This window comes from Cognatishimia sp. WU-CL00825, assembly GCF_040364665.1.
Taxonomy (GTDB): Bacteria; Pseudomonadota; Alphaproteobacteria; order Rhodobacterales; family Rhodobacteraceae; genus Cognatishimia.
This window is the reverse complement of record NZ_BAABWX010000001.1, coordinates 1,835,753-1,861,030: the sequence shown is the minus strand read 5'-3', so window position 1 is coordinate 1,861,030 and position 25,278 is coordinate 1,835,753. Positions and strand designations below refer to the sequence as shown.

Annotated in this window: 23 protein-coding genes and 1 pseudogene; 9 read left to right on the top strand and 15 right to left on the bottom strand. The window is 53.3% G+C overall.

The annotated features are described in order from the left end of the window. Window positions 1–154 precede the first annotated feature (154 nt). Both ABXG94_RS09235 and ABXG94_RS09230 read right to left on the bottom strand, forming a co-directional pair. Entirely contained in the window at window positions 155–1,597 is a 1,443-nt protein-coding gene (locus tag ABXG94_RS09235) for a hypothetical protein (protein ID WP_353533693.1), read from the bottom strand. Between the two features lie 393 nt (window positions 1,598–1,990). After that, the gene (locus ABXG94_RS09230; protein ID WP_353533692.1) at window positions 1,991–2,323 is read right to left on the bottom strand and encodes a hypothetical protein; all 333 of its coding nucleotides are present in this window, start codon (window positions 2,321–2,323) and stop codon (window positions 1,991–1,993) included. 171 nt (window positions 2,324–2,494) lie between these two features. Between ABXG94_RS09230 and ABXG94_RS09225 the strand changes: the two genes are divergently transcribed. Next, window positions 2,495–2,830, top strand: coding sequence for a helix-turn-helix domain-containing protein (locus tag ABXG94_RS09225; RefSeq protein ID WP_353533691.1), 336 nt, complete (start codon window positions 2,495–2,497; stop codon window positions 2,828–2,830). 171 nt (window positions 2,831–3,001) lie between these two features. On the opposite strand, the gene ABXG94_RS09220 is transcribed toward ABXG94_RS09225, so the two are convergent. Genes ABXG94_RS09220 through ABXG94_RS09210 form a run of 3 tightly spaced genes read right to left on the bottom strand, consistent with a single transcriptional unit; the run spans window position 3,002 to window position 4,852 of the window. Continuing rightward, window positions 3,002–3,397, bottom strand: coding sequence for a VOC family protein (locus tag ABXG94_RS09220; RefSeq protein WP_353533689.1), 396 nt, complete (start codon window positions 3,395–3,397; stop codon window positions 3,002–3,004). A gap of 56 nt (window positions 3,398–3,453) precedes the next feature. Continuing rightward, a complete protein-coding gene (locus ABXG94_RS09215; RefSeq protein ID WP_353533688.1) occupies window positions 3,454–3,771 on the bottom strand; it encodes a muconolactone Delta-isomerase family protein in 318 nt (105 codons plus the stop codon). Window positions 3,772–3,775: 4 nt separating this feature from the next. Then, window positions 3,776–4,852, bottom strand: coding sequence for an SMP-30/gluconolactonase/LRE family protein (locus ABXG94_RS09210; RefSeq protein ID WP_353533687.1), 1,077 nt, complete (start codon window positions 4,850–4,852; stop codon window positions 3,776–3,778). A gap of 101 nt (window positions 4,853–4,953) precedes the next feature. On the opposite strand from ABXG94_RS09210, the gene ABXG94_RS09205 reads away from it, so the two are divergent. Next, window positions 4,954–5,829, top strand: coding sequence for a LysR family transcriptional regulator (locus ABXG94_RS09205; RefSeq protein WP_353533686.1), 876 nt, complete (start codon window positions 4,954–4,956; stop codon window positions 5,827–5,829). Window positions 5,830–6,105: 276 nt separating this feature from the next. Here ABXG94_RS09205 and ABXG94_RS09200 read toward each other — a convergent pair whose 3' ends face one another. After that, on the bottom strand, window positions 6,106–7,413 hold the full coding sequence (locus ABXG94_RS09200) for a DUF6538 domain-containing protein (RefSeq protein ID WP_353533685.1): 1,308 nt from the start codon (window positions 7,411–7,413) through the stop codon (window positions 6,106–6,108). A gap of 3 nt (window positions 7,414–7,416) precedes the next feature. Then, window positions 7,417–7,611, bottom strand: a complete 195-nt coding sequence (locus tag ABXG94_RS09195; RefSeq protein ID WP_353533684.1) for a hypothetical protein — start codon at window positions 7,609–7,611, stop codon at window positions 7,417–7,419. Between the two features lie 344 nt (window positions 7,612–7,955). On the opposite strand from ABXG94_RS09195, the gene ABXG94_RS09190 reads away from it, so the two are divergent. Then, window positions 7,956–8,192 (top strand): hypothetical protein, encoded by a 237-nt coding sequence (locus ABXG94_RS09190; protein ID WP_353533683.1) that lies wholly within the window; start codon window positions 7,956–7,958, stop codon window positions 8,190–8,192. Continuing rightward, window positions 8,173–9,456, top strand: coding sequence for an RNA-directed DNA polymerase (locus tag ABXG94_RS09185; RefSeq protein ID WP_353533681.1), 1,284 nt, complete (start codon window positions 8,173–8,175; stop codon window positions 9,454–9,456). The genes ABXG94_RS09190 and ABXG94_RS09185 overlap by 20 nt, the downstream gene beginning before the upstream one ends. Window positions 9,457–9,630: 174 nt before the next feature. Here ABXG94_RS09185 and ABXG94_RS09180 read toward each other — a convergent pair whose 3' ends face one another. From ABXG94_RS09180 to ABXG94_RS09170, 3 genes are read right to left on the bottom strand one after another with little or no spacing between them, the layout of a single operon-like run. Then, window positions 9,631–11,016 (bottom strand): FAD-binding oxidoreductase, encoded by a 1,386-nt coding sequence (locus ABXG94_RS09180; RefSeq protein WP_353533680.1) that lies wholly within the window; start codon window positions 11,014–11,016, stop codon window positions 9,631–9,633. Between the two features lie 24 nt (window positions 11,017–11,040). Further along, window positions 11,041–12,486 (bottom strand): sulfatase family protein, encoded by a 1,446-nt coding sequence (locus ABXG94_RS09175; protein ID WP_353533679.1) that lies wholly within the window; start codon window positions 12,484–12,486, stop codon window positions 11,041–11,043. Window positions 12,487–12,525: 39 nt separating this feature from the next. Continuing rightward, entirely contained in the window at window positions 12,526–12,996 is a 471-nt protein-coding gene (locus ABXG94_RS09170) for a MarR family winged helix-turn-helix transcriptional regulator (protein ID WP_353533677.1), read from the bottom strand. Window positions 12,997–13,106: 110 nt separating this feature from the next. Between ABXG94_RS09170 and ABXG94_RS09165 the strand changes: the two genes are divergently transcribed. From ABXG94_RS09165 to ABXG94_RS09155, 3 genes are read left to right on the top strand one after another with little or no spacing between them, the layout of a single operon-like run. After that, complete coding sequence (locus ABXG94_RS09165; RefSeq protein ID WP_353533676.1) at window positions 13,107–14,060, top strand: Bug family tripartite tricarboxylate transporter substrate binding protein; 954 nt, start codon at window positions 13,107–13,109, stop codon at window positions 14,058–14,060. A gap of 27 nt (window positions 14,061–14,087) precedes the next feature. Beyond that, on the top strand, window positions 14,088–14,645 hold the full coding sequence (locus ABXG94_RS09160) for a hypothetical protein (protein ID WP_353533675.1): 558 nt from the start codon (window positions 14,088–14,090) through the stop codon (window positions 14,643–14,645). Beyond that, complete coding sequence (locus tag ABXG94_RS09155) at window positions 14,642–16,228, top strand: tripartite tricarboxylate transporter permease (protein WP_353533674.1); 1,587 nt, start codon at window positions 14,642–14,644, stop codon at window positions 16,226–16,228. Before ABXG94_RS09160 ends, ABXG94_RS09155 begins: the two co-directional genes overlap by 4 nt. Window positions 16,229–16,407: 179 nt before the next feature. On the opposite strand, the gene ABXG94_RS09150 is transcribed toward ABXG94_RS09155, so the two are convergent. Further along, window positions 16,408–17,439, bottom strand: coding sequence for a helix-turn-helix domain-containing protein (locus ABXG94_RS09150; protein ID WP_353533672.1), 1,032 nt, complete (start codon window positions 17,437–17,439; stop codon window positions 16,408–16,410). 119 nt (window positions 17,440–17,558) lie between these two features. On the opposite strand from ABXG94_RS09150, the gene ABXG94_RS09145 reads away from it, so the two are divergent. Continuing rightward, entirely contained in the window at window positions 17,559–18,572 is a 1,014-nt protein-coding gene (locus ABXG94_RS09145) for an alpha/beta hydrolase family protein (RefSeq protein WP_353533670.1), read from the top strand. A gap of 896 nt (window positions 18,573–19,468) precedes the next feature. Beyond that, window positions 19,469–20,120: pseudogene (locus ABXG94_RS09140) on the top strand (transposase); the annotation flags it as partial. A gap of 286 nt (window positions 20,121–20,406) precedes the next feature. On the opposite strand, the gene ABXG94_RS09135 reads toward ABXG94_RS09140, so the two are convergent. Genes ABXG94_RS09135 through ABXG94_RS09120 form a run of 4 tightly spaced genes read right to left on the bottom strand, consistent with a single transcriptional unit; the run spans window position 20,407 to window position 25,257 of the window. Continuing rightward, window positions 20,407–21,537: an alpha-hydroxy acid oxidase gene (locus tag ABXG94_RS09135; protein WP_353533669.1), complete on the bottom strand. Its 1,131-nt coding sequence runs from the start codon at window positions 21,535–21,537 to the stop codon at window positions 20,407–20,409. An 11-nt stretch (window positions 21,538–21,548) separates the two neighbouring features. Then, the gene (locus ABXG94_RS09130) at window positions 21,549–23,075 is read right to left on the bottom strand and encodes a sulfatase-like hydrolase/transferase (protein ID WP_353533667.1); all 1,527 of its coding nucleotides are present in this window, start codon (window positions 23,073–23,075) and stop codon (window positions 21,549–21,551) included. 38 nt (window positions 23,076–23,113) lie between these two features. Further along, on the bottom strand, window positions 23,114–24,697 hold the full coding sequence (locus ABXG94_RS09125) for a tripartite tricarboxylate transporter permease (protein WP_353533665.1): 1,584 nt from the start codon (window positions 24,695–24,697) through the stop codon (window positions 23,114–23,116). Further along, window positions 24,697–25,257 carry a hypothetical protein gene (locus ABXG94_RS09120; protein WP_353533664.1) on the bottom strand — a complete coding sequence of 187 codons (561 nt, stop codon included), beginning with the start codon at window positions 25,255–25,257 and terminating at the stop codon, window positions 24,697–24,699. The genes ABXG94_RS09125 and ABXG94_RS09120 overlap by 1 nt, the downstream gene beginning before the upstream one ends. Window positions 25,258–25,278: the final 21 nt, after the last annotated feature.

The following is a 25,278-nucleotide window of genomic DNA, read 5'->3' as shown; positions in this document are numbered from 1 at the left end:
ATAGAAGACAGTATAGAGAGACCCTAGATTACCTTATTGTTACCCACCCATAATAGAAGAACGGGAGACCTATGGGAGACATTGATAACCCCTGGAACTCCCGCCCAATAGACGTCCACCGCTGGTCAGACAGGGAATTCTCCCTTGCAATTGTTTAGGGCCGCTTAGGGGCGACACGATAGGGTATGATTTCTTGACCAGTGGCTTGCTCGTGTTCTTCCAGACGACGCAGATAACCCTCAGAACGAGCGGTTTGACGCCAATCAACATAATCCCTTAGGTGTTCGGCCTCTGGTTCTATTTCATCGAGCCCAAAAAAAACATTCGATGTGGGTAACGAAACTCCGGCCACCTCCTCTGAGGCGCTGGCCATTACCCTCTTTAGCTCGCCAACCCGAGTATAATCGATGAGATAGCTATCGTGTACCGATAGCACAGGTACACCCTGATCTGTGAAGTGCCGATGAACCCTTTCTGAGATCTTACTATCTAAGTTCATCAGACGAATGCCATGATCCGCAAAAAGAAGGTCCTCCATATGGGGAGACTTTTCCAAAAATCCAGCCAGAAGACGTTCGAGCTGCTCGTTCGTCAGTCTCTTACCTTCATGATCGGCTGGGTAGCCGTCCCGGAAGCCTCTGAATGCTGTGTCTTTTGAGGCGGCATTAATCGCAGTCAGGATTAGGCGTTTGGTAAACTTACGTTGCAAAGAAAGTGGCATATACCTGAGCAAGTGATCGTTCAGGGTGTAAGGATCATCAGCAAGTTGGTTGCCGGTCTCAATGCTCAGCAAGGAAACATGCAGGCTCCGAAAGTCTACCTCGACCACAGGAGTATCGTTGATGAAAATCTTGGACCGCCAATCGCTATTAATTTGTTGCCACCAGCCACCATAGAAACGTCCGTTGCACAGCCAATCGGAACGACTAAAGATACGGCGCGTTAGCTTGTGGTGCTGATCAGTTGCTACGCCTTCGACCCGAGGCTCCTCAAGAAGGGGGATATCAATAAAGCTTCGGTCGATGACAGCATTGTATCTTGCAAGATCATCACGCATACGATGCGTCTCATCGGTATCGTTATACTCGACTTGATTGGCTTCCTTACCATCACGAAGAATAATAATTTCTTCGCCTGCGACGCGCCCCACGTCATTCCGGCTAACTTCCAGCTCTGCAAACCAACCCCGAAGTTGTTCAGACGCCCGAACACGTGTGGTTCTGTTGCCTCGAGCGAAAGGACCTGAATAACTCCCTTTTGCCAAGTCGAGTAGTCCAGATTCATTTAGAGATTGGATAATTGGGATGATCTTCTTAGAAAGATGCATTGCGTTATAGCGGGAGGAAGTGTCCCAGTAGTTTGAGGACATTGAGACGCCGATACACAGCTCAGGGTCTTCCAGCCAAGCGACATATAGATCCAGAATCAGTACCCGGAGTTGATGCCTGAAGGCAGTCTTAGGCTTAGGTCCCGAGGTCTGATCACTCGGAAAGAACGCGTCCCAAATCCGGTCACACAGCCCTGAGACCTCAGGATGGTCTGACCAGCGGTGGACGTCTATTGGGCGGGAGTTCCAGGGGTTATCAATGTCTCCCATAGGTCTCCCTTTCTTCTATTATGGGTGGGTAACAATAAGGTAATCTAGGGTCTCTCTATACTGTCTTCTATTCATTACTTATACCTATTCCCCTAGCCTAATAATCCCTCCGCCTAGAGAGCCCTCTAGCACCCGTCAGATTACACCGGCTAACCGCTCCTCCCCTGACACCCGCACTGGGGCATAAACCGGGGCATTCCGGGGCCCGCTGTGGCCCATGGCGTCTTATTCTGCAATGTCTGTGATTAATGGCTGGGGTGGTAGGAATCCTTGCCGAGCGTTGACAACCATCGAAAAACCCCGGCCACCACCGAAACTGGGGCGAAAGCTGGGGCAAAACAGGGGGGGGCGGGGCGGTTGAGGCCCTGGAAACGCTCCCAGACTTCGAGGCTCTTAGGTGTTCTCCCAGACAGACCTACCAAACACGTTGGGAACACTCATTCGGCCCGAGTTCGGATCGTAGACGCACAGCCGGGACTCGTATGCTGTGTCATAACTAGATGTTCTCCAAGCAACTTCCACGACGATCCTCTCGCCCTTGCGCCAGGTGCCGATGACGTAGGCTGGATCTGTTTTTCTGCGCGGATTTAGTTCTTTGTTGATGAATTTCTGACAGTTGCCCTCGGCAGTCGCTTGGACCTCGGCAGCAGCATTTTGCTGTATGACAGAAAATGCAACAACGCCAAGCACGACTACGCTCGCTAAAACCACGTAAGATTTCTTCATGTGTTCCTCCTTGAATTCCAACAGGCCGTCAATTTGCCCAGCTTTGCTACCAAGCGCGCCGCGTAATTTCGAAGCGGCTCTCGCAACTCGGCTTGAAAACTCGAGTCGCGTGACTAATAACGAAACTAGACATCATGGGAAAGGGAATTACACGGCTTTATAGATCAAGTTATGAATGATCAATTGAAACGAAACATCGGGCAGCGCGTAAAGTCAGCCAGGCTTCAGAGAGGCCTGACCCAGGCAGATCTCGCTGATGCTATTAACAAGGCTTTTGAAACAATTTCGAACATTGAACGCGGAAAAACTGCTCCGAATTTCTCGACGCTGGCCGACATCGCTGAAGCGCTTGAGCTTCCATTGAAGGACTTCTTTGACTTTGGTGACGCCGAGGTCGGCCCCGCAAGACAGGAGCTGCTGTTGGTGCTGAACTCAATGGTTGGCCGCCTGGATGACGAAAAGCTTGCGCTCCTCCTGAAGCTAGGACGCGCAATTGATGAAGAGTGAGCGGTAGTCGTCGGGCCGCCCATGCCATCGCCATATGTCGGATAAGCGGACTTTGCCGCCTTTTGCTACTTGCAACCCAATGTCGGGTTTTGTCAGTCTGTACCAATAACATGTGCACCAATGTACCGGTGCGGCGGTAACGGTGATCCCGAGCCTGCCAAAAGTTGGCAACTATTTGAAGCGTCCGGCGTGTTCTATGACTTCGATTTTGTAGCCATCCGGATCAGTCACGAAGCAGAACCGTGCGAAGAGTTCGCCATCGGGTGCGAATGCCACGATGTCCCCGACTGTGATGCCAAGAGTGGTGTATTTGGCATGCGAGGCCTCCAGGTCATCCACTGAGACTGCCAGATGGCCATAACCTGTACCAAGTTCATAGGGTTCATCCTGACTTTTGTTCAGCGTCAACTCAAGTTCGAAATCGCTATTGGGATTGCTGAGATATGTCAGCCGGAAATTCTCGAAATCGAGTTGATCTGCAATCGTAAGATCGAATGCGTCGGCGTAAAATTGTGTAGATACGCCGTCATCGGCGACGCGGATCATAGAGTGGATGAGCTTTGTCATTTCAGGGTCCTATGGCTGGTCAAAGCGCGCGCAAACGCGCACGCTTCGCTATTGCTTTAAGAACGACCAACTCGCTCTTTCACGTCAGCTGCAAAATCCTCGTAGCGACGCAGTGATTTGACATCGACCTGCACGAAATGGCCCATCTTTTGCATGATCGGTAGATCAAACAGGATTTGGTCCAATGCGTCAGGCGTTTCGACGTCAACGATGGCCAGAACTCTACGTTCACGGACGATTTTCCAATGGTCGACGACGACTCCTGCTGATTTGGCCCCAAGTGCGGGGTCAGCCTCTTCAGCCCAGATGCCCAATAGTCCTTGTTGCTGCATGGTCGCGTCATACTCGACTGTGAAATCCAAGCGATATAGCATGATGCTATCTCCCAGAAACCGCACCGCCCAAAGCTGGAAAACGCATGATGCTGAATTCGCCCTGCGTTGCGTCTTCACCGCCGTTGAGGACCGGCGAGCGATGCAATTCGTTGATGGTGACGTAGACATAGCCATCAGCGCCCATAGCAAAACCATCGGGCCAGGACATGTTGTCAGCCTGATAAAGTATCTCATAAGTGCCATCTGGTTTCGTGACGCCAACCGCGTCTTCAGTGATAGAAGTAATGTAGACGTTGCCCGCCGCATCTACGGTGGATCCATCCGAAATCGGCTTGTCACCATAGCGCTCGACACGCGCGCTCAGCTCAGCATCGGACAAGCCTTCGTCCAGCAGATCTGTGGTGCGTACACGATACATCGCACTTGCAGTCATCGGCGCAAAATAGACCCACTCATTTGTCGGATCGATGGTAATGGGGTTAGCGCCAATCTTGGCGGGAGAGCCTCCAAGGTTCACGACTTTGCCGTCAATCACCATGTCAGTGTCTTCCGGCACGGTGAATGTGGAGGCTTCCAAAACGCGGCGTGCACGGCCAGTGTCGAGATTAAGGACGATCAACGCCGTCGTTTCAGCGTTTGCAGTATCTGTGATGTAAATCGCGTTATGTTCGCGATCAACGGCAAGGTCGTTCAGAAAGCTGGTCGGTTTTGCTGCAGGCTGGCCCAGATAGTGGATCGCATGCAACGTTTCGGTATTGGTGTTCCATCCGACAACGCGCCCTGTTTGTCCTTCCGCCTGCCCGTCAAGCATCCACAGGATGCCTTCACGATCTGCCCGTAATCCAAGAACACCCTTTAAGCCGGGTCCGTCACCTACAGGTGCATTTGCCCATTCTGTGTTGGGGTAAGGGGTCGTTGTTCCGTCCGGCATGACTTCTACAATGCGCAAGTCTTTGCCATAAAATTCATGTACTGACATGAAAATCCGCCCATTCGGCGCAATTGCTAGATTGCCCGGAGGCATATCGGCGTCAAACGTGGCGTAGGTTTCAATTTCGGCAATCGCCGCGGTGCTAAGTGCCGAAGCTAGAATCGTAGCTGCAAAGAGTGATCTGGACATGTTTTCCTCCATCATGACCGTTTTGATGACTTGAGGCTGTAGCATTGGAAAAAAATGTATATAATAGGGCATAAATCGAAACCATCGTTCGAATATTTCAAATGTATAGCATCGAAGATCTCCAAACTTTTGTCGAAATTGCGCAGCGCGGTGGCATTACGGCGGCTGCCTCTAGTCAGGGGCTGTCTCCCGCGACAGTCAGCCATCGACTGAACAAACTTGAAAAGTATCTTGGAGTGACACTGTTTCACCGCAACAGTCGGACTGTCATGCTGAGTTCAGAAGGGAACGCTTTTTTCGACAAAGTCGAAAGCATTTTGGAAGACTTAGCCGAAGCCGAACTAGACATAGGCAGTCACGGTGGAAAATTGCGAGGGCACCTGCGTGTCACAATGGCACCGTGGATTCTGTCGCGGTTCATTCTGCCCAAATTAACTAAACTTCAACTAGCCGAACCAGGTCTGACATTCGAATTTCTTGCGGTCGACCGTTTTGTGAATCTGGCTGAAGAGGGACAAGACTGCGCCATTCGGGTTGGGGCTTTGAATGATAGCAGTTTTCTGTCAAAGAAATTGGCTGACAATCGGCGCATTTTATGTGCCTCTCCAAACTATTTGAAGCTTCACGGAAGGCCCGAGGTGTCAGCAGATTTGGCCAACCACCTATCGGTTTGCCTCCCCTGGCAAAGGGATTGGGGATTAGGCAAGCACATGCCCAAGATTAGCGTGATGGTCTCTAACTCAGATACACTGACAGATGCTGCCAAGTGCGGAGTTGGGATAGCGGTGAAATCCGAGCTCGCGGTCGCAGATGAACTAGCGTCCGGACAGTTAGTAGAGGTATTGCCCAACGTCTTGAAATCAAACGAAGCTCCGATTTCAACTTTACGTCTCTCGAACCTCAAGGATTCACGAAAGGTAGATGCCTTTATTGAATTCACTTCGCAGTGTTTTCGTACAGCAAAGTCGCAAGTTTGATACCTCGCGTCTATTTTGGCGGAGCGGGCTAGCGTTGATGCCTGAGAGATAGAAGGAAAAGTCGCGAAAAGTATCGCCGGATTAGCATTGCCATAAGCGGACAATACAGAACAATTTACTCTCGCTCAATACGAGGTCAACTCGTGCCAAAGCCGACATTCAAACACTTTGCAACATTGGTCAAAATGGACTCAAAAGTTTCATTCACCACGATAAAAAAAGCAAAGTGTCTCCCGGCCAGCACGACGCCAGCCGGGGGTCTGTTTCTTGTCCACCCTAGACAACGCAAGGCAACCGTATCTGGTCCACGATGCCGCGCTTCTGGGCGTCGCTAATGCCAGCGCTGTAGATGCCGTAGGTGAGCCCGTTCTCAGACCGCGCCGACTGATGGCCCACCAGCGATGCCGTCCAATGCTCTGGGACGCCCGTACGCTCGCACTGGGTTACAAACCACTTCCTTGTTGAGTGAAACACCAGACCGGGACGCTTGAGCTTCTGACGCGCCCTGAGCTTGGTGAAGGCCTTGGTGACCAGATTGACTGAGACGTCAGGGAACAGCGGGCCTCTCGATGGCAACCCAAGGAACAACTCCTCAAGCAGGGGATGGACCGGCACCAATCGCTCAGCAGCGTCGGTCTTGAGCAATCGCAACTCATTGGGCCTGACGTGCACAAAGGTCCCGAGGTTGCCCTTGTGGACCAGATCCCGCCGCAACAGCCCAGCCGCCTCTCCGGCACGCATTCCTGACAACAGGCAAGTCAACATCACCGGTCGCAGCACCTGGTCTTCGGTCCTGAGCAGAGTGCTGACCTCTTCGTCGGTGGGAACGGCATAGGGCTTGGGGCGCACCCGAGGCTCAAAGCGAACAGACCGGAAGGGGTTGACCTCCAGCTGCCCCTCATAGACCACCCAGTCCAGCCAGTGATTGACCTGCGCCCAGATGCGCTTCTGCGTCCGAGCGGTGATGCGAGCCGACCCCTGCGCCGAGAACCGCACCAGTTGATCCAGCCCCAGCCCACGTGTTGTCTCCGACTTGCCGATGACCGGAGACAGCTGACCAATCAGCCCCAGAAACTCCTGCCCATCCTTGCGCGTTAGGCTGCACAACGATCGATCACCATACCTGGAAACGAACAAGCCAATCGAGTATCGCACGGACTTATAGCCACCGGGACGTAGCTCGTTGCTGCGCCGTCGAAGGTATACCCTACTGGAGGCTCCGATGGCTGTCTTGGGCGTCTTTCGAACGGCTGAGAAGTCTCGCTGCTTAGCAACGCCAGAGGCTTCCAGAGTGCTCCGTAGGTGCGCGAGGGCAGTGGTTGTATCCTGCTCCCATGGACGTTGCTGAGCGGTCGCCTGTGCATCAGACAGCGCCTCTTCAGACACCTGACGCACCTGGGCAACCTGGGTCTCCCAGCGAGAGTTGACCTCGGCGGCCCTCACTCGAGCGGTGGCGGGGTCCCCGGTCTTTAGCGACTGCTTCAGGGCCTGTGACCCAAGGGCGACGGCCACGTCACGCGGGTAGTTTCGTCGATAGAGCCACGTGTGACCCTTGAGGTAGGCATATTTAATCTGTGCTGACATGGATCACTCCTTGGTTTGTGGGTTGTCTGTGCGGATCACGAGAGCGCACTCTGGCTCGCCGTATTGTCCCGCGAAAGGCCCGGTCAGCGAGTAGCCGCCAAGGCAGTCATCAAAGACGTAGTCGACCCTGAAGCGATGCTCTGGCCAGTCGTCGGTGGCGGCAAGGACAACGATGTCACCGGGTTTAAACTCAGTCATCACGGGCTCCTCGGATCCAGGACACAAGGACAACAAGGGTGACGAGAGTGGTAACGGCTGGGTGGCTGCGGGAGCCGATCCAGAGCATGGTTGTCAGGACTGACTTCGGGGGTGTGCGGGAGAGAAACCTCCCAAGATTGGCTGGCGTGGTCATAACGGAACTCCTTTGTTGTTTCCGATTTAGATACGGAAAAGAGCTCGGTTTTCTGGCGAGGGCGGATGTCACATGGGCTTGGATCGCGTCGCCGCCTTGATGCCCTGAGCCAAAACATTCGGCCTCGAGGGTGATAACTGCCCTGGCCAGTCCTATATAGCTCTGGATTATCAAAAAATGGATTGAAACTATGGGCAGCGCTAAACCGAAACAGTTGACTGAAATGACCTGTGGTCAGGCGCGAAGCTTCCTTCTGAAGTCCGAAAACTATTTCGACTTCGATCTGCCCAAGTATTACAATTTCGATGCCCTGCTCACAGCGATCGACTGGAAGCTCGACGGAAGGCACATCAACGGTATTTGGACGCAGAAACCGGGTGACCTTGAGGGCTTAAATCACGTTATTTTTGCACAACAAAGATGGTAAATACGCATGGCGACCACAACAGATTATTCATCCGGTAATCTATGTCGCGCTGGTCAATGCGATCACCGAGCCTGAAGGTTGGGATTTAGTCCGGTCGAAGTTCAGCGAGTTTGCCCAGGACCCCCGGATAGAGTGTGTTAGTCTTCCCGTTGAGTCAAACAATGAACAGAAGGATAAGGCCGCTCAGGTGTTCTCGTGGTGGCAGGCCATGGAGCAGCGGTCTATTGATTTAAGCCTCGACTACTCCTTTGTGCTGAACACAGACGTCGCCGACTGCTATGGCTCAATTTACACCCACTCGATCGCTTGGGCGCTACACGGCAAAGAGTTGGCAAAGAGCAAGGAAGGCCGCCACGACAAGATGCTGTTGGGCAATCAACTGGATTTCCTAATCAGAAGCTGCATGCACAATCAGACCAATGGGATTCCGCAGGGCTCAAATTCCATGAACCTTATCGCGGAAATTATCTTGGGCTACGCTGATACGCAGCTATCCAAGGCGATTTCTCAGGTCGGGGTTTCTGACTTCAAAATTCTGCGATACCGCGATGACTACCGGATATTCACCAACAGCTCGTCTGATGCCGAGACCATCGCCCGGTTGCTCACGGATGTTCTGCGAGACCTTGGCATGAAGTTAAGTGTCGATAAAACCTCGGCTTCCCGCGAGATCATCCAATCTTCGGTCAAGGAAGATAAATTGTTTTGGATTGGTAAGGAAAAGAAAAAGAAGAGCCTAGTGAAGCACATGTTGCTTATCCATGAGCTTGCCAAGGCCCACCCAAATTCCGGCAGTATCGCTGTTGCGCTATCCAAATTCCAAAAACGCATACACAAGCTAAAGGAAACCGACGAGTCCATTCACTCAATTGTGGCTGCGCTCACAGACGTTGCCCTTGAGAACCCTCGGATCTATCCACTTTATGCAGCAATCTTGAGCAAGCTTCTTTCTCTGACCACATTCGACGAGAGCGAGGAGCTGCTTGGTCGTATTCTGAAGAAGTTCGAAAGGGTGCCGTACTCGGGTCACCTGCATATTTGGCTTAATAGGTTTGTTGCTCCAATGGGATTGAGTGATGATTTCAACGAGCCACTGTGCTTGGCATTGCATGACCGAGAGCTTCAGATCTGGAATTCCGACTGGTTGCCCTCCGACTTCCAGCCGTTGCTTGCAGCGCACCAGTTTGTTGATCGGGACGCATTTGACAATTTGAAGTCAGTAATCAAGCCGAAGGAAGTTCAGCTATTCGGGTATCAGGGGTAGGGGGTGAGCGGCTCAGAGACGACCGGTGCCAGCCCAAAGCGGTCATAAACGAATAGCACGACGGGCGGAAAGCTGACTTTCGCTGCAATGGCGAAAACTGTCCGCAATCCGTTTTCCGGCCAGCAAAGGCTGCTATATTGTTGAAAGTCTTCAAGAGCGAAGAAAAACTTCAGTTTAGACCACGTCAACGAGCTTGCCGGGGTTCATCAGATTGCCGGAGTCAATGGAGCGCTTTATTGTTCCCATAAGATCGTAAGCCGCGCCATGCTCGTCGCGCATGTACTTTTTCTTGCCTGTACCTACTCCGTGCTCACCTGTAACGGTGCCACCGTAAGATAACGCGACGCGGTTGACAGCAGAGGCGAGTGCTTTGGCTTTTGTGAGGTCTTCTTCATCATTCGGATCAAATAAGATCAGCAGATGAAAGTTGCCGTCCCCAACATGCCCTACGATGGGAGCGATCATTCCGGCTTCCTCGATCAGATCTTTCGTTTGAGCAATGCAGTCCGCCAATGCCGAAATAGGCACGCAACAGTCCGTCACAACACCTTCGCAGCCTTTCCGAAGCGACTTTCCTGCATAATAAGCCTCATGCCTCGCTGCCCAAAGTTCATTGCGTTCTTCTAGTTTCGTGGCCCACCTAAAGTCAGAAACTCCGAATTCCTCACCGACACCCTTAAAAAGCTCGCCCTGTTCCTGGACGCCGTTCTCAGAACCATGAAACTCAAGAAACAAATGGGGTTTTTCAGGCAAGTTCATGTCGGGGTGAAAGTTATTCATACCCTTCATCTGAACATCATCCAGCAGCTCAATGCGTGCCATTGGTATGCCCATTTGGATGGCCATGATCACGGTATTCACAGCCGCATCAACCGTGTCGAAGGCGCATGTGGCCGACAGAATCCTCTCTGGCTGGCCATGTAATTTCACCGTAAGTTTGGTGATAATCCCCAACGTTCCCTCAGAGCCCACAAATAGATGTGTGAGGTCATATCCTGACGATGATTTACGCGCGCGGGACCCGGTTTCAATGATTGTGCCATCCGGTAAAACCACTTCCAAGGCCAGTACGTTTTCCCGCATCGTTCCATAGCGGACGGTATTCGTACCAGATGCGCGCGTTGCTGCCATGCCGCCCAAAGTGGCATCTGCACCAGGATCGACGGTAAACATGAGCCCTGTTGCGCGCAGCTCTTCATTCAAGCGCATTCTGGACACGCCAGGTTCAACGATTGCATCGAGATCGCTTTCATTGACGGCCAAGATCTTGTGCATCTTGCTGGTATCTATGCTGATACCGCCGTTTGTCGGAATTACATGGCCCTCAAGCGATGTACCAATGCCAAACGGGATCATTGGGATCTCGTATTTCGAGCAGATTTTCACAACCTCAGATACCTCTTCGGTATTCTCAGGGAAAACTACGGCATCTGGAAGCGCAGGCTTGGTATGAGCTTCATCTCGGCCATGCATTTCGCGGATGGTATCGCCCTGTGAAAAACGATTACCCAAGAGGTCTTTCAGCTCTGCCAGAGCCTCTGCAAGCTTTGCATGTGTCATAGGAAGGCCTTGTTTTGAGGTTGTTTAGAGTTTTGGAGGAGGCGTAGCAGATGGCGCACCCAAGGTGGCAGCAACGGCTGTCCCTCCATAAGATTCAATCATTGCTTCTTGGTCTGCAAATGCCATTGCATTTGCTTCTTCTGGATCGCAGATCTTACTAAGCTCGGATTTTAGGTCGGCTAAAATGTGGGCGAACTCAGGATCACTGCCCAAGTTCACCAGTTCCTCAGGGTCATTTTCAAGGTTGAAAAGCTCTGGTTCAAAGCCGACGTATTCAATCAGCTTCCAAGCACCTTTACGCAACATGAAAGAGGCACTTACGGACCCGATCGCATGATATTCGCTGATCACCGCTCGGTCACGATCATCTGGTTTCTGAGCGAGCTCATACAAAGATGCCCCCGGACGTTCACCTGCCAAATTGGCGTCAAAATGATCGAGAATGGTCTCTGAAACGTCAAGCAACGTCGCAGTGGTTCTAACTTGCTTAGGCTCAGTCAGATCCAAACGAGGCGCTGGCGCAACGATCATCGGAATCTTTGCCGACTCCTCATACATATTCATTTTGCCCCATAAACCGCGTGTGCCGAGGTTTTCACCATGGTCGCTGGAGTAGATGATGGTCGTGTCATCATATAGGCCGTTCTCTTTGAGAGATTGCACGATTTGACCAACGTTGTGGTCCATCCAACTGGTCAATCCAAGGTAAGCAGCAATCGCTGTTTTGCGTTCTTCTTCGCTTGTCCAGCCTTCCTCGCCGATCATCGAAGCCGCTTGCTTCATGATCCATGGGTGCTGTTTGTAACCGTCACGTGGATGCAGTTTGTCTTCTGGGAGATTGTCGAGCGAATAGAGATCAAAGAACTCCTGCGGTGCAACCAGCGGGTGGTGCGGTGCCACAAGGCCAACATAGAGGCACCAGGGTTCCTCATCGTTTGCAGACGATTTCAGCCAATCGCATGTGCGTTCCGTGACCGCGCGATCATACTTTGTGTAGGAGCTTTCGCCGGGGCCAATGTAGTCGCCCATCATTCGGACACCTTCGTGGAAAACGCGGTCTTCTTCTTTGCGGATTGAACCCCAGACCATCCCAACTCCATCGACGACATGCATCGGGATATGCTGAACATCAAAACCTGCGTCGTCATCATCTTTGCGGTAATGCAGCTTCCCTATCGACTCAACGCGCACGCCTTTTTCTTGCAGTGCGTGTCCCCAGCCTCTCGGATTACCCACATATGGCATTGCGTTGTCCCAGTTGCGAATGTCATGCACATGTCGACCTGTTGCGAAGGCCGCGCGTGCCGGGACGCAAATCGGCGAGGGAGTATACGCATTTGTGAAACGCGTTCCACGCTCTGCAAGAGAATCAAGATTTGGCGTTTGTACGACCGGATGACCTTCGCAAGACATCGCTTTGGCCTGATGTTGATCCGATAAGATCACAAGAAGATTGGGCGGGCGTTTCACAGGATGAAGCTCCTTGAAGAACTATGGTGTTGCGAGAATTTAGACATTTGAAAAATCGGTTGTTTCAGCCGCTTCAGAAAGCGCTTTGATTGCTTCGTGGATCATTTCGCGTTGGTCGTCATTTAAAGATGCAAGCAAATATTGATGCCGCGCATCCAATTCGGGGCCCAAACGATCGTGGGCTTCGACGCCTTTGGTTGTCAGCACGATTAAATGCTGCCGTTTATCGTCCTCATAAGGCAGGATTTCAACGAAACCTTCCCTTTCCAGAACACTTAGCGTCTTGCTGAACTGGCTCTTATCTATGCCAGCAGCTTTTCTGACAGTTGTGGTCGTGTTCGCTATGTCCCAAGCAACCAGTCGGATAATGCGCCATTGCGCGATGTTCAAATTGCCATGCCGGGCGATAATCGCTTTGGCTTGCGCATTCAGCGCAGAGTGCAGTTGAGCAATTTGAAATGATAATGGCAGATCCAAATCGATCGCACTATCGCGTGTAAACTTAGACATTTGAGACCTCTTCTTGCCGTTCTAGTTTGCGCACTTTAGTGGACTTGTCAACCTTTTCGTTGACTTTTCCACCAAATACTGCGAATTGATGATCAACAGAGGAGGAAACCATGAAACGATTCTTGAAAATTTGCTGGGCCGCGGCTCTTGCACTTTCCATTCCTGCAACTGCAATGGCGGCCGACTGGACGCCACCAGGCCCGATTAAGATGATGGTCGGTTTTGCGGCAGGTGGCGGTGCAGACACGCAGGCGCGACTGATTGCCGAAGCCATCGAAGAAAAAACAGGATGGACCATTCTACCTGAGCAAGTGACCGGGAACAGCGGTCTGAACCTGCTAACTGCGCTCAAAAAAGAGCCAGGTGATGGCACGGCTTTTGGCATGGGTATCTCCGAAACTCTGTCATATAATCTTCTGGCAGCACCAGGATCTGGGCTGACTGCCGACGACTTTACGCCAATTGCCACAACTGCGGCTTTTCAAATGGGTCTTGTCGCCATGGCGGGCGGAGATTTTGATAGTTGGGACAAAGTCAAAGCGGCAAATGATGCAGGTAAGTCGATCCGGATCGGCGTCGCGACAACGCGTCAGGGTGATCTGGCATATGTCTTCGGCAAGAACGCTGGCATTGATTTCAACATCGTATCGGTCAAAGGCGGTAAAGCCATCATGAATGGCATGCGCGCAGGTGACATCGACATCGGGTGGGTGGCAGGCGCACAGGCGAAATTCGTCGCACAGGGTGAAATGGTCAATATCGCAACCGCGATTCAAACGCCGCTGCGCGAAAGCCCAGATGCCCCATCCATCACTGATCTTGGCAGCCCATACTATATGGATGGCTACTTTATGTTTATTGCTCCAGGCGACATGGACCCAGCTGCGCGGGATAAGATTTCAGGTGCCATTTCTGACGTTTTGAATGACCCTGAGACAGATGCGGCGAAGCTTGTGAGCAAAGCCTTCGGTGGCGCCACAATCTATACCGGCGATGATCTGGATGCTTTGGTGTCTCAAGCAGTTGCGGACTCAGCAGAACTTTTAAAAGCTGCGGCTGAATAAGCTACCTAGTTGCAGGGAGGCTCAGTCATGCATCGCAAACTAAAGCCGGATGTTATTCTCGGTCTCCTAGCCATTCTGTTCGGTGTGGTCGCCATTCTCTGGTGGGTACCCGCTGATACAGGCTCAGGATTTGTCGTCAAATCGCGCGGTAAGTTCAGCATTGGTGACGCCTTTGCACCAACGATTGGTTTCCTTCTTCTCATAACCTCTGGCCTGCTTTTGATCATCGAAAGCTGGTCAAAGAAACAAGAAGCGTCAATCGAACGCAGCCACATTGCCTTTGGCCTGATCGCCTTTTTGACCTTCTTATGCTCTCTGTTGGCAATGAGGTGGGTTGGGCCATTGGCAGTGGCCTTGTTTGCCGAAAGCGGACAGGGATATCGCGAACTGCGCGATACCTTGCCTTGGAAATACCTAGGATATTTGGCTGGTGGTAGCTTACTCGTTGGCACCTTTATCAGCCTTTCGACACGCAAAATGCGCCTTCGACACTTCCTTATTGGGCTGGGTGTCGCTGCTGCCATGATCCTCGTTTACGATCTTCCATTTGAAGATCTGCTACTCCCCCCGAATGGTGACGTATGACCGAAGTTTTAAATTACATTTGGCTGGGGGTCCTTTCTGTCTTTAATGGCCCGGTCATGTTCGAAATCGCGGGCCTCGGGATTCCGACGGCCTTGGCGATGCTATTTTTCGGGCTTTTGACTGGGATCGCAGTTGGCGCGACGCCGGGCCTTGCTGGGCCAATGGCCATGGCTGTGTCACTGCCGATCCTTATTTCCGTTTTTGGGGTTTCGGCAGATGCGCTTTTACCAGTCTTTGCGTTTCTTATCGGAATTATGAAGGGCGCAACAGTTGGTGGGGCGGTTCCAGCCATCTTGTTTAATACGCCCGGAACCCCCGACGCATTTATGACGACCTTAGATGGGCACCCGATGACAAAGCGGGGCACACCGAAAAGAGCTCTGAAGATCGCTCATTTCTCGTCTGTTTCGGGTGACACCATCTCTGACATTGTGCTTTTTGTATGCGCGCCTTTTCTTGCGGTCATGGTCGAGTCCGTTCTGGATCTCCCAGAAAAAACGGCGCTGATCATATTATCGCTTTCGTTTATCGCAGCGGTGATCGGTGGATCAGTCGCGAAGGGGCTTATTTCAGTTAGCCTTGGCCTGATTGCCGCTTTTGTGGCGACCGGAAATACGTTTCATCCGCGTTTGACTATTGGCCTTGATGCATTGTCTGAAGGCTTCCCACTGATCGCTGCGGTCTTAGGTGTTCTGATCCTGGGTGAAGTCTTCAAAGCGATATTCGATATGTGGATCAATCACGCCGAGAAAACCAAGAGTGAGGCATCACTTGAGAGTGAAGAAGATGGTTTGCGTCCCGGAGATATCCGCCGGATTTTGCCCTTTATTGGCAGATCATCTCTGATCGGCTGCGTTGTCGGAGCGTTGCCGGGCGTCGGATCGACGCTCGCTGCGACACTTGGGTATTCCATCGGTAAGAAGGTTCACGACAGCGGAAACTCTCCTTCTGGAAAAACCTTCGGTGACGGTATTCCTGAAGGTATTGCTGCCACTGAGGCGGCAAACTCTGCCGTATCGGGAGCCAACCTAATCCCGGTGCTTTCCCTCGGCATCCCCGGAAACGCGGCTGCGGTATTCTTGATCCTAGCAGCCGATAGCATAGGTGGCTTTAATCCGGGGCCTTCGGTGTTCAATTTCACCTCACCAGAAATCAACCCAGAACTTGTTGTTGCCTTTGGGATATTCACTTTAATGGCGGTTGGGAACCTATTGAACTGGACTGTCGGCGGGTATGTCATGAGATCGATGGGTGTTATGGCGCGAATACCGAACCAAATACTTTTGCCTGTTGTCCTACTGGTCACGATTACTGCGATATACGTTCAAGAGACCAGTCTGGCCGCCCTTTGGATTGCAATCTTGTTTGGGTTCCTCGGGTTTTTCCTTCGGATCATGCAGGTATCCATTCTACCTTTTGTGATCGCGTTCATTTTGGCGGGGCCACTTGAGAATACCGCTCGTCAGGCCTTTAGCGCTTCGGGAGGCGACCCGTACTTTCTGTTCAAAAGCCCTGTTGCGGTTGCACTGTTAGTCGCAACTGTTTGCGTCTTGGTTCTGTTGACAAGAAAGAAGCAAACCTAACGTTCAAACACCTCGGCAGGCGTACCCAAGATGTGACGCCTTACAGACTAGCACTGGAAAAGCGCTCTTTACTGCATCGATCACTAAAAGCTTAAAGCAGACGTTCCAAATCTATTGGTCGATCGTCGGCTTTGGGCCGACTCAGCTGATCCGAAGACTATTTTCGAGCCAGCATCGGCTCAAGGTGGGCTACCTGCCTTCGCCATAGAGGCCACATTCGAAACCTCTTTTTCTTCACCCCGCCATTTGCTGGGTGCAACACCTTTTTCACGCAGGAACTCGCGGTTGAAGTTGGATTTGGTGTTGAAACCGCTTTCCAGCATCGCTTCGGTTACGCTTGTCCCGTTCTCAATCAATGCGCAGGCATGCCGGATACGCCAGGAGTTGATGTACCGCGAGACATTGGCTCCGGTGGCTCGGTTGACTGCAGAAGACAGCCGTTTTTCTGGCAGACGTAACCGACGTGCGAGGCGCACCAAAGTCAAGTTGGGATCGAGATGCATTGGCTCGCGCCTCAGGAACGCTTCCAGGTTCGCAACAATCTCGACATCTTCCAGGCTGGTTTGAGGGGGAGGAGAGGCTATGTCCCGAGCATCGTCGCCTTCGGGACCAGAAGCTGACGGGCTGCCGCTGAGCAATCCAATAAAGAGCAGCACCAGTGATGAGGACACGGTGATCAGCCAGCCGGTCCATTCCGCATTGCCTGTAGCGAAGGCCACGGCAATCAACACGTCGCTGATCGCTGATGCAATCAGGGCCCAACCGAGAGCCTTCCAGATCACCGCTGGAACGGGCCCTGCATCCAAACGCGCCAGCGGCATGTCTGATGCACCGCGCAGTTGGAGGAGTATCGCGCCTCCATACCCCGCAAAGACGATGGGTATGACGAAGTCTGTAGTCTCAGGCGCAAAGAGGCGACAGAACGCAGCGAACAGCGGAGCAATCCCATGGACGGCCATTGCCCGCACTGAAAGGCGGCTGACCAGCGCGTCCTGAAACGTGACCCACGCCAGCGGTGGGATGATGGCCGCAGTGACAGGCAGGATGGGGCGTAACGCTTCAACGCCGTAGCCCATCACCAGCGTGACAAGCATAGATTGCAACGCACATGCGGTGAGAAAAGCCACCAGAAGTGGCTTGCCGCCGGACAGAAAAGTGCGCAGGGCAGTATAGCCGAGGATGAGGGCGATAAAGGCGGGAATCGGAAGCATAGGCATGGCGCTACTATTGTACGAAATCCGGATCGTGACGACCTGAATCCCGAAAACAGGACGCGGGCACGTGCTCCTTTGCTGCATCGATCGGGCAGCGTTCACAAACGGAGATTCCCATGCAACGTCTTGCTCTTCTTTCCATTCTCGTACTGTCTCATGCTGTTCCCGCAGCGGCGGATTTGCTTCCCGGTTATGATCGGATTGATTTATCGGCGGATCATCGGGCACGGCCTATTGCCGCCTCGATCTGGTATCCGGCGGCGAACCCGACATACCGTGCGCCTGTCGGGGACGGGCCGATCTTTGATCCGACTTTTGCGTTCATTGGACCGGCCGTTGCCGATGGAGAGCACCCGCTCGTGCTTCTGTCGCATGGTTCAGGCGGCAATGCGGATAGTCTCGGCTGGCTGACCAGCGGACTTGTTGCCGAGGGGGCAATTGTGCTCGCGGTTAATCACCCCGGATCAACCAGCGGAGATAGCTCCCCGCGGCGCTCGGTTGATCTTGAAGCCCGGGCCAATGATCTGTCGGCAGCACTGGACATGGTGCTTGCGGACCCTGCCTTTGTGCCTTTCATTGACGAAGATCGCATCGGCGTTGTCGGGTTTTCGCTAGGCGGCGCGACGGCGCTTGGCATGGCCGGTCTGCGCTTTGACGGTGAGGTTCAGGATTTCAACTGTTCCGCAGGGCCGGACGCAGCGGATTGCGTGTTTTTCCGGCTTGGTGGCGTTCGCTTTGCGGATTACCCCGGTTATGAGGCCGATGCGCTGGATGCACGTATCACTGAGGCCGTGATCGTGGATCCGGGTTTCGGAGGGTCCGCTGATCCAGATAGTCTTGAGGATGTTCTTGAGGGAATAACACTCATCAATCTGGGTGGTGCTGACCGTCTTGGCGCGGCAGATGTCGGTCCGGCTGGCAATGATCTAGCAAACCGTCTGCCGGATGCGCGCTATATCGAGATTGCACCCGCCAACCACTTCACCTTTCTGGGCACTTGCAAGCCCGGTGCGGCAGATTTGCTGGAAGAGGAGAGAGACGACCCAATTTGCACTGATCCTGAAGGTACGGATCGCGCCGCCGTGCACGACCAACTGATCGAAGCCATCGCTGCTGGCCTAAGCCTCTAGGGTTCTATGTTTGCCAAGCAATTGAGCCCAATGCGACCTCTGGATCGAATATCCGGGGGTCGCAAAACTATCCCGGTCTCAACTGTTTGTGGGCAGAATGAGCGAACAATCTGAAACAAGCCATCGTGAGTTCAAAATGAGCTGAATCTTGCATCAGAGGCGAACGGCGGCTCTGACGGGCCGCGCCGCAGCATCAGTTGCGCTAGACGAGTGGCAGGTTTGGGCCGTTCGCTCGACTTTGCAAAGTCAGCTTTCTGCGCATAGCTGACAGTTCTGCATGTCGTTGCGGTTGACGTCCTCCAAGACAACTGCCAACCGCCCCGGCCCCCCTCGTTTTGCCCCAGCTTTCGCCCCAGTTTCGGTGGTGGCCGGGGTTTTTCGATGGTTGTCAACGCTCGGCAAGGATTCCTACCACCCCAGCCATTCATCACTGACATTGCAGAATAAGACGCCATGGGCCACAACGGGCCCCGGAATGCCCCGGTTTATGCCCCAGTACGGGTGTCAGGGGTGGAGCGGTTAGCCGGTCCCAGGCTTTCAAGGATAATCTGACGGGTGCTAAGCCATTCCTTAATGACAGTCCCTTTTGTTCGACAATTTCGGTATGCAAGTCCTCAATGCCGTGCTTGTCTCTCAGCTTTTCAAGACCAGCAATGTGTTTTGGGTATTCTAGGTTCCAAAGTGCAATAACATTGTCTGCTGAGAAACCTTGGACATGCATTCATACGGACGACATCATGGGCATCCTTGATTTGGCACAAGTAAAAGTCATCGTTCGCGAAACAAACCTCGCAGACGTGATGCCACAGGGTGGATAGGTCGCCGTAGCGTTCTGGACCTATCGCGGTTTGATGCCGCTCCTTTGATAGCATTTACTGCACCAAGGGAGACTGACTATGGGACTGAAACGGACGGACGAGTTGCGCCAAGATGCGTTGCGTATTGCACTGACCGGCAGTCTTACACCCAAGCAGGTGGCTGACGACCTGCGTGTCGATAGTCGACTCTGAACAAATGGATCACCGCGCACCGAGATACAGACGTGGTTTCCAAAGAGGAGTTGAGCCTGGCTCAAGAGAATGCTCGACTTCGACGGGAGAACCGGCTCCTCAAGGAGGAGAGGGCGATCTTAAAAAAGGCCACCTATTACCCATCAGGCGATTAAGCAGTAATCTGCAAAGAGGGCAGTTCTTTGCGGGCCTAAAGCCATGAGATTTAGGTTAATAGAGGAACACAGGGCCCATTTCCCGGCCAATCGGTTGTGCGATGTTGTCGGCGTCAGCACGCGCGGTCTTCGTGCTTTCTGTAGTCGCCCCGCCAGTCGCAGACAACGGTCTGATCTGGTCACGCTTGCCCAAATCAGCTCAAATCGCCGCATGATGAATATAGGAGCTTCAACGCTGCCGTCGAAACGTTCTTTAAAACCATCAAAGTTGAACTGATCTGGAAACACCCTTGGGATACGCGGCGAAAGGCTGAAATGGCGATCTCCCACTCTCATTGATACTGCGTATCAACTGCCGTGCGGTGGAATACATAAACGGCTTCTAAACTCCGCGTCGCCGTCACTCAGCACTCGGATGGAAAAGCCCCCTCGCATTCGAACGGAAAGTGGCCTAAACGAGCACTTGGGGCGGCACGAAAACGGGACAGGTCCAAGGCGTATTGGTCCCGACCAAGGCAAGCTCGCCCGGAATGCGCGCGGAGGTACTGGATGCATTCAAAAACACATGGTTTGTCGTTTGAGCTGGATGAACCGCTGGCGCGGTGCCGCCCCTAGGTGGAATGCAACAGGAGAAACATCCATTTCAGCGATGCCCAAATTGGGCTGCACTTAGCGCCAAACGTCTTCTGGGCCGATCGAAGCAGTTTCTGTTTTGCCCGCAAGCCCCATCGTCGTCTTCATCTCTTTTTGCAAAATGTCGAGCAGCTTTGCGATACCGGGCTGCCCCATCGCCCCAAGCGCATAAACCATCGCCCGGCCAAGCAACACGCCCGATGCGCCCAATGCGCGTGCGCGGAAGATATCCATGCCGGTTCGCACACCAGAATCCAGCATCAGCTCCATCTGGTCCCCGACGGCATCCGCGATCTCAGGAAGCATGCTGATCGAGCTTGCGGCCCCGTCCAGTTGTCGCCCGCCATGGTTGGACACCACAATTGTTTCAATCCCCATCTGTGCCGCGATCCTTGCGTCATCCACGTCCATGATCCCCTTGAGGATGATCGGACCGCCCCATTCCTTGCGGATCCACGCGATGTCATCCCAGTCCAGCGCCGGATCGACCATTTCAGCAGCCCAAACCAACAGGCTGCTTAGATCATCAACACCCTTGGCGTGGCCGATGACGTTTCCAAAGGTCTTGTAGGGCGTGCGCACCATGTCCAATGCCCAGGCGGGCTTGGTTGCAATGTTGATGAGGTTTTTCAAATTTGGCCGGATCGAAAGCTGGTTTTTGACGTCTCTGTGCCGCTGACCGAGCATTGACAGGTCCATCGTCACGACCAGCTGCGAACATCCTGCCGCTTTGGCGCGGTGGATCAGGTTACGGATGTAGTCGCGATCTTTGACCACGTAGAGTTGAAACCAAAAGGGAGCGCCGGTCGCTTCGGCCACCTGTTCGATTGAACATATCGACATCGTAGACAGGATGAATGGAACGCCAAAATCCCGGGCAGCTTTGGCGACCTTTATCTCTCCGCCCGCATTCTGGATGCCCAGCATGCCTACCGGTGCAAACGCCACCGGTAGGCTTGCGGCCTTGCCTGCCAAAGTCGCGGACGTGTCAACATTAGAGATGTCGACACCAACACGTTGCCGGATCTTGATCTGCTTAAAGTCGTCTTCGTTCCGGTGAAATGTAGTCTCTGTGTAAGAGCCGCTTTCCGCATAGTCATAAAACATCTTTGGGACGCGGCGCTTATACAATTGGCGAAGGTCCTCAACGCAGGTGATTGGTGGCATTCTGTTTCTCCTTACGCCATACCGACTTGCGTCTGATTTGGGCGCATGTCATCGGGCCGAGACATCAAGATTTCGGTCAGGTCGGCTTTCAACGTGGCATAAGCAGGGTCGTCGAAAACGTTCGTTAACTCGTTGGGATCGGTTGCCAGATCATACATTTCACCCGCGCCTGATTTCAGATCCATTGTCAGCTTGGCCGTTTTGCTGCGCACCGTGCGCAGAGACAATCCAACACCAACGCGTCCGGGCAATAGCTCCCATTCACTCAGTGCGCCTTCGCGCGTTCCGTTGCCCGAAATAACATCGCGCATCGAAGTGCCGTGAATGTCCATCAAACTATCGGCCCCGGCCCAATCCATGAAGGTCGCCCCCAGATCGAGGGTGGAAAGCGGCTCGTGGCTGACTTTGCCGACGGGAACATCGGGGCCCTTGACGATGGCACGTACGTTCAAAAGGCCTTCAAAGGGCATGGGTCCTTTAAGAACCAAACCATGATCGCCCAACCAGTCTCCGTGGTCGGCGGTGTAGACAATATAGGTATTATCGTCGAGACCCTGCGCTTCCAGTTCCGTGATGATGCGCCCGACAGAGTGGTCAATCAGCGCGAGCTGGCCGTACGTGTTGGCGATGATTTCACGCAAGTGGTCGTCCGACACTTCTGGCAGGCGGGAATAGTTGGTTCGGACTTCAGCACCCTGACCTTCGATCTTGGTCTCGACGGCTGCTTGGTGCCACCAAGGTCGGCCCTCAAAGTCACGTGTTCTATGTTCGGGCAAATCGACGTCTTCGGGTTTGTGCAATGAGGCCCATGGTTCGGGGCAGTCAAATGGATGATGCGGATCTGGGAATGACACCCACAAACAGAAAGGCTTGTCATGATCTTGCTTTATAAATTCGATGGCGCGATCCGCAATCCACGTGGAATTGTGCCACGCGACAGGCAGTTTCGATGACCAGACCTGAGCAGCGCCTTTGTGGTCGCGATGGCTTTCCCACAGCAGCTTGTTCTTCTGCTCACCGCGGCCGTCGCCATAGTACCATTCCTCATAGGCCAATCCCTTTGGCGGCTTTTCGGGTAGCCACCAATTGTGCCCAATGTGCACAAGTTCGGCATGGTCAAAGCCCATATACGGCCCACGCCAACCGAAGGGTGCGTTTTCAGAACCCGGGATGCTCTCGTATTTTTCGGAATCACCGTAAACATGATAGGTCGCAAAATGAGCCTTGCCGATTTTACCCGTGTGATAGCCGGCGGCGGACAAAGAGCCAGCAAACCCTTTCTCACCAATCTCTGCATCAAGGTCGATCCCGTTATCATGTACCCCATGGGTGCGAGGAAGAAGACCCGTCAGAATGGAAGCGCGTGCGGGCTGACAGACAACGCAGGGGGTGACCACGGTTTCAAGACTGGTGCCTTCGCTGGCGAGCATATCCAAATGGGGCGTGTACACATTGCGCCCACGAAACCCGTAGCAATCTCCGCGCTGTTGATCGGAGGTAATAAATAGAATGTTGGGTTTGGATTTTGTTTCAGTCATTTGGGTCTCCACCGTTGGGCGCTACACAGCGGCCTTTGTTATTGTTTTTTGTTTGATCCGCCGCGCAACCAGCCCGCGCCAAGGACAATCGCGGCAGCCAGAACGAGTAACGTCGGGGCAATAAAGCCATGAAAGAGGAACCAAGGATCGCTGCCGGTCGCTTCAAAGGCGTTGCGGATCGTGGATTCCAACGGTCGCGCTAGGATATAGGCGATCACGAAGGGTAGGACGGGGATCCCACTGGAACGCATCAGATATCCAATGGCCCCGAAAACCAGCAGCACACAAACGTCGTTCATATTGCTGCCCTGCACATAGATAGATGTGATGGTCAGGAGCAGAACAATAGGCAGCAGGACCTGCTTTGGAATACGGATCAAGCCGCTCAACATCCGCATAAACCAAGCCCCTGTGGTCCAGTTCAACAGATTTGCGACAACCATCAGTGTAAACAAAGCAAAGGCGATCACGAGTTCAGGGTTCACACTGTCTTGGGTGAACCGAAAGACGGATGGCCCTGGATTGAACCCGCCGATGGTGTCTGCGGCCAGAATGATAAAGACGGCGGCGACGTTGCCCGGAATGCCAAGGCTCAGGGCCGGAATAAGATTGGCACCGGAGACCGCAGAATTGGCGGCCTCAGTCGCGGCGATGCCCTCTGGGGCTCCTTCACCAAACGCAGGTGTCCCTTTGTATATTTTACGCCCCGTCGTATAGCCAAGCGCGGCGGCAAGCGTGGTGCCAATACCCGGCAGCGCGCCAACAATTGTTCCGATCGTCATCGAAATGCCAATGAAGGGCAAAAGTTTGCGCCGCTCTGCCATGGAAAGGGTGCTATCACCGGGATCTTGGGCCGCGAGTTCTGCACGTTTTTCACGCGCCGAACGCCACATGTCTTCAAGACTGACAAAGATCTCGCCGACAACCAAAACGCCGATCACAACCGCAATTGTTGACAAGCCAGAGGCGAGGACATCGCTGCCCATAGACAGGCGCGGGTAGTTGTCAGAACCCGTGGCAATTGACGCGACCAAAAGACCAAAGCAGGCGGCCAAAAGACCCTTATATGTATCGTTTCCAACAACAACGGCGACAAAGGATAAGGACAAAATCATGAGCGCGGCTTTTTCCGGCAAACCCAAATAAACTTCGATGGTGATGGCGAGAAATGGGGCGCAGACAAACAACACGATGTCCGAGAAAGTATCCCCGCTGACAGAGGCGAAATGCGCCACCCGCAGCGCCTTGCCGCCTTGGGCGTTTTTGGCCATTGGATATCCATCGAGTGTGGTCATGAACGCATCAGGCGTGCCCGGTGTATTGAACAGGATTGCGGGCACGGCCCCACCAACTGTTGCGCCTTTCATGACACCCACCAGAAACCCTAGAACTGGTAACAGAGCGTCGGGCGAAAATCCGAAAATCGAGATGAGAATAGGCAGCGCCAACGCCATCGCAAACGGGCCGGACAGGCCGGGCGTCGCACCGATCAGAACACCGATAAAGAAGCCAAGCGCCACAAGTATGATCGGCCAAGACAGGACAATTGGCCCCAGAACAATCGCTGGATTGCCAAAGAAGGCTTCGATCACCCCTGCGAAAATATACTCAAAGACCCCCATTAGAAGTCACCGTTCGGTGGCAGGTACAGGTTGTCGAAGGGCACAGCATAGAGCAGGGCAATAAAAATTGTCGCCACGAGCGCGATGCCTAGATCTCGCCTTTCAACGCGATGGCGCGCGATAGCGATAAAGCCAAAGATCATCAGTGCGCCCCCCAGGACAAAGCCGGTAAAATTCCATGGCACCGTATCAATCAGCGACCGATAAGACGTGTCGCCGGAGAACCATAGGCTGACCAAGGCAGGTCCTGCGTGCCACATGACGGCAATGCTGACGATAAAGACCGCCAAGACCATCGCCATAAATTCCAATGACATGGCGCGCGCGCCACCAGTGGCACGACCATGCAATGCACGTAAGCCAATCACGGTGCTTGATCCCAAAATCACAACGGCGGCAAAAGTTGGCAGCATCGCATCGCCGATCCGCACGGAGCGGCGCCAGACGTCGATTACTCCTGTGTCGATGTCGGTGGGAATCCACACGAAGAGAGTAAGGAGGGCGAGAACAATTCCAACAAGACTGATAAAAAAATCATAGCGTTTTTTTGACTGGTTCATGACCTCGCCGCCCTATTGTTT

What these genes read in the sequence shown, in the direction of transcription:
- ABXG94_RS09155 (WP_353533674.1), top strand. Translation starts at nt 14,642, where the DNA reads ATGACCGAAGTTTTAAATTACATTTGGCTGGGGGTCCTTTCTGTCTTT.
- ABXG94_RS09190 (WP_353533683.1), top strand. Translation starts at nt 7,956, where the DNA reads ATGGGCAGCGCTAAACCGAAACAGTTGACTGAAATGACCTGTGGTCAG.
- ABXG94_RS09220 (WP_353533689.1), bottom strand. Translation starts at nt 3,397, where the DNA reads ATGACAAAGCTCATCCACTCTATGATCCGCGTCGCCGATGACGGCGTA.
- ABXG94_RS09160 (WP_353533675.1), top strand. Translation starts at nt 14,088, where the DNA reads ATGCATCGCAAACTAAAGCCGGATGTTATTCTCGGTCTCCTAGCCATT.
- ABXG94_RS09195 (WP_353533684.1), bottom strand. Translation starts at nt 7,611, where the DNA reads ATGACTGAGTTTAAACCCGGTGACATCGTTGTCCTTGCCGCCACCGAC.
- ABXG94_RS09130 (WP_353533667.1), bottom strand. Translation starts at nt 23,075, where the DNA reads ATGACTGAAACAAAATCCAAACCCAACATTCTATTTATTACCTCCGAT.
- ABXG94_RS09125 (WP_353533665.1), bottom strand. Translation starts at nt 24,697, where the DNA reads ATGGGGGTCTTTGAGTATATTTTCGCAGGGGTGATCGAAGCCTTCTTT.
- ABXG94_RS09120 (WP_353533664.1), bottom strand. Translation starts at nt 25,257, where the DNA reads ATGAACCAGTCAAAAAAACGCTATGATTTTTTTATCAGTCTTGTTGGA.
- ABXG94_RS09210 (WP_353533687.1), bottom strand. Translation starts at nt 4,852, where the DNA reads ATGTCCAGATCACTCTTTGCAGCTACGATTCTAGCTTCGGCACTTAGC.
- ABXG94_RS09145 (WP_353533670.1), top strand. Translation starts at nt 17,559, where the DNA reads ATGCAACGTCTTGCTCTTCTTTCCATTCTCGTACTGTCTCATGCTGTT.
- ABXG94_RS09235 (WP_353533693.1), bottom strand. Translation starts at nt 1,597, where the DNA reads ATGGGAGACATTGATAACCCCTGGAACTCCCGCCCAATAGACGTCCAC.
- ABXG94_RS09225 (WP_353533691.1), top strand. Translation starts at nt 2,495, where the DNA reads ATGAATGATCAATTGAAACGAAACATCGGGCAGCGCGTAAAGTCAGCC.
- ABXG94_RS09200 (WP_353533685.1), bottom strand. Translation starts at nt 7,413, where the DNA reads ATGTCAGCACAGATTAAATATGCCTACCTCAAGGGTCACACGTGGCTC.
- ABXG94_RS09215 (WP_353533688.1), bottom strand. Translation starts at nt 3,771, where the DNA reads ATGCTATATCGCTTGGATTTCACAGTCGAGTATGACGCGACCATGCAG.
- ABXG94_RS09170 (WP_353533677.1), bottom strand. Translation starts at nt 12,996, where the DNA reads ATGTCTAAGTTTACACGCGATAGTGCGATCGATTTGGATCTGCCATTA.
- ABXG94_RS09150 (WP_353533672.1), bottom strand. Translation starts at nt 17,439, where the DNA reads ATGCTTCCGATTCCCGCCTTTATCGCCCTCATCCTCGGCTATACTGCC.
- ABXG94_RS09205 (WP_353533686.1), top strand. Translation starts at nt 4,954, where the DNA reads ATGTATAGCATCGAAGATCTCCAAACTTTTGTCGAAATTGCGCAGCGC.
- ABXG94_RS09165 (WP_353533676.1), top strand. Translation starts at nt 13,107, where the DNA reads ATGAAACGATTCTTGAAAATTTGCTGGGCCGCGGCTCTTGCACTTTCC.
- ABXG94_RS09230 (WP_353533692.1), bottom strand. Translation starts at nt 2,323, where the DNA reads ATGAAGAAATCTTACGTGGTTTTAGCGAGCGTAGTCGTGCTTGGCGTT.
- ABXG94_RS09135 (WP_353533669.1), bottom strand. Translation starts at nt 21,537, where the DNA reads ATGCCACCAATCACCTGCGTTGAGGACCTTCGCCAATTGTATAAGCGC.
- ABXG94_RS09180 (WP_353533680.1), bottom strand. Translation starts at nt 11,016, where the DNA reads ATGACACATGCAAAGCTTGCAGAGGCTCTGGCAGAGCTGAAAGACCTC.